At 61.0% G+C, this 12,656-nt stretch carries 3 protein-coding genes; all 3 read left to right on the top strand.

Features of this window, described 5'->3' with window-relative positions:
- Window positions 1–165 precede the first annotated feature (165 nt).
- Window positions 166–2,259: an autotransporter domain-containing protein gene (locus tag ACLV8F_RS12605; RefSeq protein WP_411884565.1), complete on the top strand. Its 2,094-nt coding sequence runs from the start codon at window positions 166–168 to the stop codon at window positions 2,257–2,259.
- Between the two features lie 400 nt (window positions 2,260–2,659).
- A complete protein-coding gene (locus ACLV8F_RS12600) occupies window positions 2,660–3,637 on the top strand; it encodes a hypothetical protein (RefSeq protein WP_411884564.1) in 978 nt (325 codons plus the stop codon).
- Between the two features lie 1,464 nt (window positions 3,638–5,101).
- Window positions 5,102–12,613 carry a cadherin-like domain-containing protein gene (locus ACLV8F_RS12595; RefSeq protein WP_411884563.1) on the top strand — a complete coding sequence of 2,504 codons (7,512 nt, stop codon included), beginning with the start codon at window positions 5,102–5,104 and terminating at the stop codon, window positions 12,611–12,613.
- Window positions 12,614–12,656 lie beyond the last annotated feature (43 nt).

Below are 12,656 nucleotides of genomic sequence, written 5' to 3'. Positions count from 1 at the left end.
TGCCTGAGTCCATCCCGCACTGCGCTTTCCGCTACTAAAGCTCATCACTTCCGTGATGACTAGCAAGTCCCGTTTCCCAATCTCGCCGGGTGTCTGGGGAAGCCAGCGGCTAGTCCACCTGGCACCGGCGCAGCCTTATCCGTAACCATTGCATCGAAACTAAAAATGATCAGCTCTTCCAAATATTCAACAAGCAACTTTTTACCTCCCCAACCCGTTAACCGCATTCTTCTGGCCTTTTTATTGAGCTTAGGCTCGGCGGCGCAAGCTGGCGGCTTGACTGACCTTGGCGTGCTGAGCGGCACCACTGGGTCACAGGGGTATGCCATCAACGCAACTGGCGACGTTGTTGTAGGCGGTACCGCTGCTGCGGACAGCCGCACCGCCAGCGGCGTCGCCTCTAACTCAGGCCGCGCCTTCCGCTGGACAGCTACCGGTGGAATGACCGATCTGGGTACCTTCCCCGGGGGGATTTACTCGATTGCCAACCAGACCAATGCATCGGGAGATGTCGTGGTGGGACAGGCGGCAATCGGAGGCGTTGGTAGTGCCACCCAGGCTTTCCGATGGACACAGGCTACGGGCATGGTCAGCCTGGGCGGATTGAATGGCGGAAGCGATGGCCAGGCATTTGGTGTCAATGCAGCAGGCAATGTAGTGGTTGGCGGCGCGCAGGATGCTGTGGCGGTCAACACTCGCGCATTTCGGTGGACACCAGCCGGCATGGTTGGCTTAGGTGTATTGAGTGGTGGTACGTTTTCGATTGCTTATGCCACCAATGCGGCGGGCGACGTGGTGGTGGGTTTGTCCGACGACGGCACGCCGGCAAAGCTACAGCGCGGTTTTCGCTGGACACAAGCAACAGGCATGGTCAGTCTTGGGCTATTAAATGGCGGGCTTACTTCTTTCGCCAGAGCGACCAATGCAGCCGGCGATGTGGTGGTGGGAGCCGCTGCTGATGGCGCTGCCGGTAATGCAGACAGAGCTTTCCGCTGGACCCAGGCAACTGGAATGGTCAGCCTTGGGGTTTTAAACGGCGGAACTTATTCCCGCGGATATGGCGTGGATAGCAGCGGCAATGTGATTGTTGGCCGCGCCGCCGATGGCAATGCCGCCAATGCAAGCCGCGGCTTTCGTTGGACCCAGGCGACCGGCATGCAAAGCATTGAAGGCTGGCTCAGCGCCAATGGCATTGCGGTCAACCCCGCAGCTGCGAAGACGGCTGTGGCATTTGGAACCAACGCGGATGGCAGCGTGGTGGTCGGTATCTTGGACAACAACCACGCCTTTCTGGCCCGAGTGACATCTGCCGACACTGCAAGCGGCATGATCGATCTCCCCCAATACAACCAGAGTCTGGATGCCTCAGCTGGCGCTTCCACCGTCGCCGTCCAGGACGCCGACATGGCCATGCACGGCGCTCACGGCAGCCCGATGCGCGGTTTGCTGCCCGCTGGCGGACAAAGCTTCTCGGTGGCCGGGGATGTGGGCCGCGGTGATGCCTCTCCATTTAAAAGCGACATGGGCACCGCGGAGATTTCCTATGGGCGCGGCCTGACCGAGAACACCATGGTCAAGCTGTCTGTGGGCCGCACGAGCAGCCGGCAAGACACCGTGTTTGACGGGAGCGTACGCATTAACGGAACGTACCTGCTACCCGAACTCATCACGCGGGTTTCCGAGTCACCGCTGTATGCCACCTTCAGCGCTTACTACAACGCGGGCAATGCAACCATTGAACGCGGCTACACCAATGCAGGCACGCCGGTGATCTCGCGCGGCGAAACCTCGGCCACCACCACGGCACTGCGCGCGCGGCTGGATTGGTTGAACGCCGCCACCTGGGGCGACACCAACATCACCCCCTATGCAAGTCTTACGCATGTTCGCTCCAAATTTGATGCTTATACGGAGACGGGTGGCGGCTTTCCGGCCTCTTGGGAAGCGCGGTCAGAGAAGACGACACAAGCCAGGCTGGGGCTCGATGCGGTCCACAGCATCAACGGCAATCTCAGTTTGCTGGGCCGGCTGGAAGCCGTCCATCGCTTTGATGGCCAGGGTTCCAATGCCAAGGGGCAGGTGCTCGGCCTGTTTGCGTTTGACCTTGCGGGCCCGACGTACAGGAAGACCTGGGCTCGGGCGGCCGCAGGCCTGGAAGGCAAGCTCGGCGGCGGCATCGGCTCGCTCATGCTGAATGCCACGACGGAAGGTCAAACACCACGCTATTGGCTGGCCGCGAACTATCGTTGGACCTTCTAGGAAGGGAGTCCCTTATCTCCCGGACGCTCGTTAACGGCATGCCCGGGAGATATTGCGAAGAGGGCAAGAACTTCTTGAATGAGTGTCAGCAGAGCAATCGCTGATAGCGGCGCATCGACCGCCACGTGCTTCGGCGAAAACTCAGTGCTCATCTTTACTGAGTCACCCATTCAATCAGTGCTCAGGATATTTCCAACAATCAAAGTCCGGCTGCGGACAATTCTCCAGAAAAAACTTCACTGCCTCACTTAAGGTTCGGGGTCGAAAAAAGACCGGAAGGGCGCGTGAATTCGCAGCATCCAGCAGCGGCCCGCGTGGCCGCGGCGACTCCAGCCGTCTTCAACGATGAATCACACAGTGGAGGTACGTGGCAAGGCGGGCAGGGAAGAGGTAGCAGAGTATGGGCGATGCGTTCAATTTTCAAACCTCTTCCGCCACGCGGAAAACCATGCAACTTATTGGCGTTATGAAGCACACATTGATCCGATTATTTGCAGCGCTTAGTCTCCTGGTCAGCTCGCTGGCGATTGCGCAAACGCCGCCTGTTCCCTGGAATGGAACGCGCGACCCAAGCTGCGCGCCGTACCACACCGCAAAATACAAAACGCCCATCTACAGTGCGGAGGCCATTAACGATCACCTCGTCTATGTGCTGGCCGTAGAAAACACGGCCAAGCGGTTTTACCGATGGGAGGGGCCTGTGCGCTACTACCTCGAAGTTCCCCCCGAATACCCTGAGCTTGCCAAACTGTTTGAAGCGCAGGTGGCGCAAGTAGCCAAGTACACAGGCTTGGACATTGCACGACACGACAAGCCTTATCTGCCGTACAAGTCTGACAAGCTCAATGACAAAAGCAAGTGGCCAGGAGGGTTGAGTACCAATGCAATGGTGATCTTCACCAAAGATTTCAAAACCACGGTGCAAACCCCGCTGATAACCCAAATAGTGGAGTCGCTTAACAGAACGGTAAAGCGAGAATTGGCTGAATGGAACTACGCTAAAAATGTCTCCCCTGATGCAGATTTTGATGCCCGACTTATCTATAGCTACGATCCCGATAAATTAGTGTTCATGCTTCAAATTTTGGAGCCAAATTTCTCGAAACACGTGGGTTTAGAGGGCAAGGCAAATAAGTTGGCTAGAGCCTCATTTGCCATAGCAGTGTCCTTCGCTACCAAATTGTATGGTGGCAGCAAGCATCTGCCTACTATCCTGCATGAAGATGTGTACGCACTCACCGATTTCGACAAACAGTTTCTAAGAGTCCTGTACGGCAAGCATGTCCATTCGGGCATGCCGCTCCTCAAAGCCAAGCGACTCATGCTTGAAGAGTTGGTCGATTGTTTTAACGCCAAAGCCGGCACCGCGAAGAGGTAGCAGGATATGGGCGATACAACCAAACCAAGCAGCAAAACCACCTACGAAACCGACGGTAAAACGATCTCCGTTGGGGAGGTTAAATCGGGCAACGTAAAAGCGGTCACAGAAGTCAGCAAGGACGCGCAAGGCACGGGAGCCGTCAAAGAGAAGATTGAAGTCACGCTCCCAAAGCTAACGATTGGTGGTTCAGTAAGGAACACCTCTAACAGCGCCACGGGCGAGAGCGGCTCAACGCTTGAAGCGGAGTTGGCAAAAAAAGTAGAGGGCGATGTCGGGGGTGTCAAATGGACTGCTAAAGCTGCCGTCACTGTCATGTATGACGAAAGCAATAAGCCCTCTGCGCTAGACCCCGGCATCAGCATGGGGAAGACCTCCTTGAGTTCATCACTCAAGCTCACAGGCACGGTCGGTTATGGGGCGATTGAGGGAAAAGCTGAAGGTAATGCTATTAGGATCGGTGCGGAAAATGAAGCTTTACAAACGCAAACGGCGCCCATCCTCTCCAGTACCGTCGGCACCATCTCCATCTTTGGCCTATCCCTAGGCAATAACTTGCTGGAGTCGACGCAGGCGGAGTTTGCTAAGTATCGGGCGGACCTTGAGTTGAACACAGATGCCCTCAAGGACAGCATGAAGACGCTGGCCCAGGGCTCACCCGCTTATCAAGCGGCTGAGAGCCGGCTTGCGCAGGTAGAGCAATCTAAAACCAATCTCAGAACCGCTGAGGTATTTGCCCTTGCCGAAACGGCAGAAACGGCCATACGCAACAACACGGGCGAGTGGATAAAGACCCCCATCGACGGTGGACGCACGGTGATGTGGGAGAACAAATCCGACGGCACCAAGCTCATCAGTGATCGCGGAGCAGAGCGCGTCATTTTGGTCCGCAGCAATGGTTCGGGTGAAGTGTTTTCATATACCGACCCCAAAGGTGCGCCCAGCGAAAGCTTTTTGTTTGCATCCGGCGCAGCTACGCAGGTTCAATTGATGGCAGGCGGCGTGCTGCAAGTCACAGACGGAGTGCAAAAGCTATTTGGTCTTGGCTCCAATGGCTATGCAATGAGTGACCCCCGCGCAGGGGACCCAGGGATAGGCGCTTCATGGGTCCGGGGATTGAACGCAGACGGCAAATACGAGCAGCTATACATCGACGGCGTTATCCGCCTTGAGGGTGCCGTGCCAGAAGGCGTGTCAAGCAATGCGCCATCTCCCATCGGCATTACTCAAGGCGCCGGCCAGCTTTTCGAGGGGTTGCTCCGCAGTGCTCAAAACGGCCTGGAAGGCGTGATCTCTGACGTATCGCGGGTTCTGGGGCCACCGGTTGCTGCGACGGGTAATGTTAGTGAGAACATCAAACCTGTAGGCCACTCCGTCGTAGACGAAAGCCTTAACGCACCGCCCACGGCCGCCCAGGTTGCGCAGAACCTGCAAAACAATCTTTCTCCCAATGGCAAGGAGCCCTTGGGCGAAACAATCAGTGATGGCCCCGGTAAAAGTCATAGCTGGAAGGTGCTGTCAGACGGCAGCGTAGAGCGTACTTTCAAGGAAGACTACGGAACAGAAGGTAGCCGGACCACCGTCACCAGCTTTGCCAAAGGCGAAGTCATTGCCAGCCAGGAGCGGCAGACCGTCCGTGACCAGAACGGTGTCCTCAGCGATATCCTGCTCAAACCCGACGGCAAAGGGGAGTGGGCGATGGTGAAATATCAACTCGGCGGTCTGCTCGACCTGCCCGCTGCCAGGGCTGAGTTCAATCCACTGCCCAGTAGCGGCACCGCGGGCAACAGCTACACCATACAGCCCGGTGACAGCCTCTGGAAGATTGGCAAGTCCATTGGCCTGAGCGACAGCGAGACGGCGCTGTTCATCCGCGACACCGAGGCCAACGCCCGGGCAAGCGGAGCAGGCGGCAGCATCAACGACCTCAAACCCGGCAACACGCTGGCGCTTCCCGATTGGGTCAGGAGCACACAGGAGCTGCGCGCCAGCCAGCGGGCACAAGAAGGGTTTCGCCAGGCAGAGATAGAGGCACAGAACTTCGCGGAGCCCGACCCCGTCTTCAAGAGCCTGGTTGATGAAATCAAGGCGTTTCTGCAAAAGCCCTTGCCTGATGCTCTGGCCGTGGTGGCCGATGCGGGCACGGGGACTCAAACCGACGCCGCGCAGAATGCAAGTCATCCCGCCACACCGGCTGGGCCTGCGCAGCCGGTTGCAGGCCCGATAGCACCGGTTTTTAATGTCGCTGGTATCTCTGCTTCTGATCTGGCCTCTCAGTTCATAGGTGGCAACGCAGGCGGAGCCCATGGCGCAGGCCAGCTCGCCGGTTTTGATGTCCTGCCGCTCAACGGAAACAGCAGCTTCCTCGTCAACGCCGACGGCGATATCGCCGCCGAAATCAACCGCCTGCCCAACGGCTACTACCAGGTCAAGGACCTGGGCGGCAACGCCGTCTACGTCAACGCAAAAGACGCCAGCGTCCTTACCCAAGAAAAATACGGGCAGGCGCAAGCCCAGGCCGCAGCTCAGGCCGTCCAGGCTGGCCAACTCGCCAATGCCGTCGGCCTGATGAACAGCATCATCGGTCTGCAGCATTGGGACAACATGAGCGACCTGCAGCGCACCGCTGTTATCGCCAGTATTTATAACGTTGCCGACAAACTCACCGAAGGCGCCTTGCCCGGCGACCTGGGTACCGCCGCTTCTGCGCTCGGCCTGCTCAATGCCCTGGACAAGGGCGACGTGGGCAGCATACTGGTCAGCAGCGTCAGCCTGATTAACTCCGTTACTGACGACATGGCCAGCAAGGCCATTGGAAGCGCATTCGGCATGGACGCTGCCAACGTTGTCCCCGGTATCGGCTTGGTGATGGCCATCAGCACCGGCGACCCGTGGGCCATGCTGGCGGCAGCAGCCAACTTCATCCCGATTTACGGCCAGTTTCTGTCTGTCGCGATCAGCGTCTTTGGGAGCGCGTTCGGTGACGACCCACCCGACATCCCGACCCGCGAAGGCCTGGCGCATGCCGAATGGGATGCCGCGGGCAACACATTGGTCATCACCGACCAGGACATCGAAGGCGGCGGGCCGACAGCCACCGCCTGGATGACCAGCATGGTCAATGGCCTGCAAGCCCAGCTGGCCAATGTTCACGATGCGGCCGGCAACAGCTACGCCCTGGTCCCTGATCTGCTGCCCGCCATTGGCTTCCAGTACAACCCGGACGGCTATGACATGGGCAACGGCGGAAAGGGCTTTGTCTATTTGAAGTGGACCGACGAGAACGGCCAGGCGCAAACACGCTATTACGACGGCACGGGCGGCCGCAACGACGGCACCGGCGAGACCCTGGCCGGTGATTTCATGCAGCAAGCGGCGGGTGCGATTGCGCCGGCCTGGGCTGTTGCCACCGCCCTGGCGCATTACCAGCAAGGCGAGGGGATTCATTTGCCCGGTACGGCAGCCGGCATGCCTCAGCAAGCCGCCGATGGCATACACCAGACGCTGCAGGCCATCACCCTGACTTTGCCGGTTGAGCCGGCGCTGCAGGACGCCCTGATCGATGTTGACGCTGACGGTTACCTCGAACGAACCCAGTGGCTAGCGACCAACCAGGGGGCATTGGCGATTGATGCCGACGGCAACAACCAGATCGGCGTCAATGAGCTGCTGAGTCTGGATGGTCCCGCCTCCTTGCACGACCTGCGCTGGCTCGATGCGAATGGGGACCAGGTTCTCGATAACCGTGACCCGGTCTTTCCGGCAGTGCGCTATTGGGTGGACATCAATGCCGATGCGAACAGCACCGGTGAAACGCGCACGCTGGCACAGACCGGCATCGTGGCGATTGACTTTGGCAGCAACCCGCCCGCCGTCGTGCACGCGGACGGCAGGCGCACGGCGCTGACCGTCCAGACGCTCACCGGCGACGTGCTGGGCGTCAAATATGAGGCCGTTGAAGGCGGCGTGCTGCAATTGGACGAACAGGCCAGCGGCCCGGCCGTGGCGACCCTGCATGCGGTCAACACGCGGGAATTTGACGGCCAGGCCGGCCACATCCATGGCGGCGCCGCTGACACGGACGGCGGAGAGGAGACCGTGAATGCCGGAGAGGACCGGCTGGTCACGACCTCCGCCAACACCATCGCCACCCAGAGCGCGCAAACCAGTGCCACCCTCGCCACCGGTGATGCGCGCATTCGCGTGGGTGCTACCGGCAGTTCATTGGCGGGCCAAGGTGCTACCCAAACAGCCGGCGCGGCTCAGGCGCGCAACAACGGCATTGTGTTTGTACCTGCAGGTGCGGTCGGCGTGGGCGCGCAGATGCGTGAAGCGACCGGGGACATGGTGCGCAGCGCGGATGCGGCCAGCTTCGCGCCGCTTGCCGCGGTGGCTGCAGGTGCGGTGGCCGTGCAGTGGCCTGCAGTGGCGTCGGCGGCATCTCAAGCACTGGACGCCAATACGCCCCCCGCCGCGGCGCCGATGGCTCACACCGCAGCGGGACACATTGACTGGCAAACCTGGGGCGGTTCCAGGGCCGGCGCCGCCGTCCCCGGCAGCCCGACACCGGGATTACAGCAAACGGTCGCGCCCATCACCTGGGACCCAAGGCCTGGGCAGGTCGGCGTCAGCGCGAATGCGGCGTCGGAGCCACCGGCCCCGCTGGAATGGGCCTCGCCCACGATCACGCCACCCGCGAACGCCACGAACGGCCGGTTGCCCGCGCCGGCCCCGGCCCCGACCACCAGTGAGGACGACAACGAGGCCCAGGCGAACCGCGCTGCGAATCCTCTTGCCCTGTCGACCAGCACCCTGCTGGACTACCCCGAAGTGCACGGTGAACAGGCCGGCAGTCTTGAAGACACCCGCCTGCGCTTTCTCGAAACCCTGCTGCTGGCCAACGACAGCACGGTCAATGCACCGGCCCATCCCGATGAACCCAGCTTGCGCATCAGCTCGGTGTTCGCGCCGGTGCATGGCAGCGTGTCATTGCAAACCAATGCGCAGGGCCTGGTCGAAGTGGTGTTCCTGCCCGAAGCCAACTACCACGGCCCGGCCTCGTTTGATTACACGGTGACCGACCAGTACGGCCTGTCCAACAACGCGCGCATGAGCCTGGACATAGGGGCCGTCAACGATGCACCGGTCACGCAGGACGGAAACGTGTCCAGCGTGGAAGACACCGTGCTCTATTTCGCACCCGCTGACCTGCTGGCAAGCGCGAGTGACGTAGACACTGCGACCGATGGCCAGCAGCTGTCCATCAGCGCCATCACGGCGGCGCAGCATGGCGTGGCGGTATTCATGCCCAATGACCGTATCCGCTTTACGCCCGATGCGGATTACAACCAAAGCATAGACGGGCTGGCGAGCTTCACTTATAGCGTCAGCGACGGTGCGGGCGGCGTGACCCCCGCGACCGTATGGCTGTCCCTGGCGCCGGTGAATGATGCGCCACGCCTGCAGGATGAATCCACCCACACGCTGGAAGACCAGGCGCTGAGCATCAACCCGGCCGATCTGCTCGCCAACGACATCGATGTGGACAACCTGCACGCCGACCTGCGCATCAGCGCGGTCAGCGATGCGGTTCACGGCAGCGTAGCCCTGCAGACCCAGGCCGATGGCAGCAGCCGCATCGTGTTTACGCCCGAGGCCAACTACCACGGCATGGCCTCCTTTCGCTACACCGTCACGGACCCGGACGGCGCCAGCAGCACGGCGACCGCGCAGGTCGTGCTGGCCGCCGTCAACGACGCCCCTGTTACGCAAGGCGAAACGGCCAGCGGCAATGAAGACACCGCTTTGCTGTTTACGGCCGCCCGCCTGCTGGCCAACGACTCGGATGTCGATACCGCTGTCGATGGCGATGTGCTGCGCATCACGCGCGTGGGCATGGCCGAACATGGCCAGGTGTTTCTGCAGTCCGACGGCACAGTGCGCTTTGAGCCTGATGCGGATTACAACGGCCCGGCAAAGTTCAGCTACTGGGTGGGCGACCGCGACCCGGCGCAGATTGCGGCGGGCGAAGGCTATGAGACGGCCGCCAGCGTCAACCTCACCATCCTCGCGGTCAATGACCTGCCGGTGGTGACGGGCGAGACCATAGACGGCGACGAGGACATCATCCTCAATATCAACCCGGCCCTGCTGCTGGCGAACGACACGGACGTGGACACGGCGACCACCAATGCCGAGTCGGCCCAGGTGCTGTCCATCACCGCTGTCGGCAATGCCCAGCACGGCAGCATTGCGCTGCTGGCGAACGGCACTCTGCAGTTCACGCCCGAGCGCAACTACGCTGGCGCGGCCGGTTTCAGCTACACGGTGAATGACGGCCATGGCGGGTTGGTGCAGGGCCAGGTGGCGTTGAATCTGGCACCGATCAACGATGCGCCTGACGTGCTGGGCGAAACCGTCACTTTTAATGAAGATGAAATCCAGACCCTGGCGCAGGCCGGATTCCTGGCCAACGACAGCGACGTGGACAACCCCCAGAACGACCTGCGCATTGTTTCGGTGGAGAACGCCACACACGGCGCGGTGTCGCTCAATCCCAATGGGACTATCCGGTTTGCCCCCGATGCCGATTACTTTGGCCCCGCGCAGTTCACCTACACCGTCTCAGACGGCTCAGGCGGGTTCACGGTCGGCCTTGCGAGCCTGGACATTGCGGCCGTCAATGATGCGCCGCGCCTGGTGGGCGAAGCGCTTGCGCTCGATGAGGACACCGGGGCCCATTTCGCGGTAGATGCCTTGCTTGCCAATGATGCCGATGTGGACAACCCCCATACACACCTGGCCATCACCGCAGCCGGCAATGCCAGCCACGGCGGCGTGCAAATCGTGGCCGGCGAGATTGTGTTCACACCCGACCTGAACTACAACGGCACCGCGAACTTCACCTACACCGTGAGCGACGGCGCAGGCGGCACCAGCCAGGCCACGGTGAACCTGACATTCAACCCCGTCAACGATGCACCCGTTGCCAACAGCGAATTGCTCTGGGGCAAGCAGGGCGTGACCTACACCCTCACGCAAGCCGCCTTGCTGGCCAACGACACGGATGTCGAATCCCCGACGGCTTTGCGCGTCAATGCGATCAGCAACGTGCAGCACGGAACGGCGGTATTGAACGGCGATGGCAGCGTGCGCTTCACGCCTGAGGCCGGCTATGCGGGGCGCGGCAGCTTTGATTACCTCGTGCAAGACCCTGCTGGTGCCAGCAGTAGCGCCACAGCGCAGATCGATTTCTCGCGCGTTAACGTCAACCCCACGGCCACCGACGACAGTTTCACCGGCTATGAGGACATTCCCTTCAGCATCACCCAGGCCCAGTTGCTGGTCAATGACAGCGATACCGACAACGCCAGTACCGACCTGCGCGTAACCGCCGTGGGCGGCGCTTCGAACGGCACGGTGAGCCTGCAGGGGGACGGCTCGGTGCGCTTTGTGCCGGGGGCGGAGTTCAGTGGCGCGGCGGGCTTCAGCTACCTGGTCAGTGACGGCGACGGCGGCCAGACCTGGGCCACGGCCCGGCTCAATGTGCAGGCTGTCAATGACGCCCCCATCATCGACGACATCATCTATGGCCGGCCGGTTTATGGCTACCTTCCCGGCGCGATCTCCACGCAGGATATCGCGATCTACGACAAGGCGCAGGGACTCGCATTGGCAATTAGTGGGGCGCTGTATAGCCGGACCTATAGAAGCATAGACGGGGACAGCGAAGGTCTGTGGTTGACAGTTTACGACTATGCGATGGTGGTTCCCTCCTATTACCGCAATGGCGACATGCGGCCGGTGTTCGTTGAAACCCTGGACGCGACGTTCCAAGATCTCAACAATTACGAAACGAAGTGGAAATACCCTGGAGACGGCACTCGACCAACAGATGATCCTTATCGCCAGAACGGCTATATCGTCGCCTACGATCCCGACGGTAATTCGGCCGCCATCAGCTTTGCGATCGCGGGTAGCCCCCAGCATGGCCATGCGTGGGCCAACCAATTCACCGCCCTCAGTACGCCGCGGGACTCTAGCTACTCCGTGGCGCACTGGTATGCCGTAGGACAGACGGGCGCCTGGCAGTATTACAGCCAGCGCGGCGACCCCTACAGCGGCGCCGACCCTTTCACCGTTGCCGTGACCGATGGCGGTGGTGCCACGACCTACGTCACCATCAACACCGCGCAGGTTGGCTCCTTTGCACCGGTGGCGCTGGACCTGGACGGCGGTGGTTTGCAATACCTGAGCCTGGACGAGTCCAGGGCCAACTTCGACGTCGACCAAAAGAGTGGGAGCGAACACCTGGCCTGGGTCGCGCCCGCCGATGCCTTGCTGGCGCGCGACGTCGGCGGCGACAAGCTCATCAACCGTACCGATGAAATTTCTTTTACCGGCTACCTTCCCGGCGCCAAAACCGACCTCGAAGGGCTGGCGGCTTTCGACAGCAACAACAACCATATGCTGGACCGCGGGGACGACAAATGGAACGAGTTCGGCGCCTGGCAGGACAAAAATTCCAACGGCATCAGCGAGACCGGCGAGTTCAAGACACTCGATGAGATTGGCATCACGCAGATTGAACTGCAAAGCGACCAGCAGGTCCGGCAGCCGGCGCAAGGGGTTACCGAGCTGGGCCAGTCGCGCATGACCTGGGCCGATGGCCGCACGAGCGCGGTGGGCGACGTGGTGTTTGCGGTGGAGCAAGCGGACCACCCGCCCGCGTCACCGGCCGCCGAGACGGCCATCGCCGCACCCGCACTTCCCACCCCGGAACACATGGCCTTGCTCATGGTGCAGGTGATCAGCACAGCCACCGCCGCCTGGGAAGCCGCGCGCGAGGGCGGGCCGCTGGCCTGGATTGAGACCTCGGACCCGCGGGATGTTCACCAGTCCCTGGCAGCTGCGCAAGCCGAATGGATGCAGACCGCGCAGGCGCAAGCTGGTCAGCTTCATGGTGCCGCGTCCTGAAGGCCTCGCCTCCGGCCCTTGAGCGCATCCATCCCTCTTTTTT

This window comes from Polaromonas sp. YR568, assembly GCF_943369675.1.
In the GTDB taxonomy this organism is placed as follows: domain Bacteria; phylum Pseudomonadota; class Gammaproteobacteria; order Burkholderiales; family Burkholderiaceae_C; genus Polaromonas.
This window is presented reverse-complemented; position numbering and strand designations above follow the sequence as displayed.